Origin of the sequence: Methanosaeta sp. UBA356 (assembly GCF_002496465.1) — an archaeon.
Classification (GTDB): domain Archaea; phylum Halobacteriota; class Methanosarcinia; order Methanotrichales; family Methanotrichaceae; genus Methanothrix; species Methanothrix soehngenii.
In genome coordinates, this window is sequence record NZ_DAKC01000081.1 from 1 (window position 1) to 895 (window position 895).

Consider the following 895-nt stretch of genomic DNA (forward strand, 5'->3'; position numbering starts at 1 on the left):
CCCCCGGTCCTTCACATGGGCTCATGCGTGGATATCAGCCGCATTCTGGTCGCTGCCGCCGCCCTGGCCAATGCTCTGGGAGTGGACATAAGCGACCTGCCAGCAGCAGGGGCAGCTCCAGAATGGATGAGCGAGAAAGCGGTATCCATCGGCGCTTATGTGGTCAGTTCCGGGGTGTTCACGGTCCTCGGAACCGTTCCGCCGGTCATGGGAAGCAAAGCAGTGGCTGAGCTCTTAACCTCCGGCGCAAAGGACGTGGTGGGAGCATGCTTTGCCGTGGAGCCCGATCCGGTGAAAGCCGCCAGCCTGATGATTGAGCATATCGATAGCCAGCGCAGGAAGCTGGGCCTGGCGTGATTGCGATGAAGGAGAATAAGGAGATATTCGTCCGCTTGGAGAGGTGCATGGGCTGCCGATCCTGCGAGATGGCCTGCGCGATTGAGCACTCCATCTCCAAGAACCTCATTTCTTCTATCTCGGAGAAGCCTGTGCCCGTTCGCCTGCTTTATGTGGAGAAGGCAGAGGGCAGGAATGTGCCCATGATCTGTCGGCACTGCCAGGATGCCCCCTGCGTTGCCGTCTGCCGCACCGGAGCCCTGGTTCAGGACTCGCTAAGCGGTGTGGTGGAACGCATTGAAGAGAACTGCATGGGCTGCTGGATGTGCGCCATGATCTGCCCCTACGGAGTTGTAGGCCGGAAGAAAGAGGTGAGAATGGCGGTTAAATGCGACCGCTGCAAGAGCCTGGAGGTTCCTGCCTGTGTGGCCGCATGCCCCACGGGTGCATTGATCTATTCCACTCAGAGGGAGTTTGCGGAGATGATGAGAAAGGAGGCCGCAGCTCGCATAGCCCGCGAGGCCAGGGGGCTGGCCAAGGCATAAATTTTTTTATTTTT

1 protein-coding gene and 1 pseudogene are annotated in these 895 nt (G+C 58.9%); both read left to right on the plus strand.

Annotated elements, in window-relative coordinates:
* Positions 1–357: pseudogene (locus BP727_RS06885) on the plus strand (carbon monoxide dehydrogenase); the annotation flags it as partial.
* Positions 358–362: 5 nt separating this feature from the next.
* Complete coding sequence (locus BP727_RS06890; protein ID WP_013720261.1) at positions 363–881, plus strand: 4Fe-4S dicluster domain-containing protein; 519 nt, start codon at positions 363–365, stop codon at positions 879–881.
* Positions 882–895 lie beyond the last annotated feature (14 nt).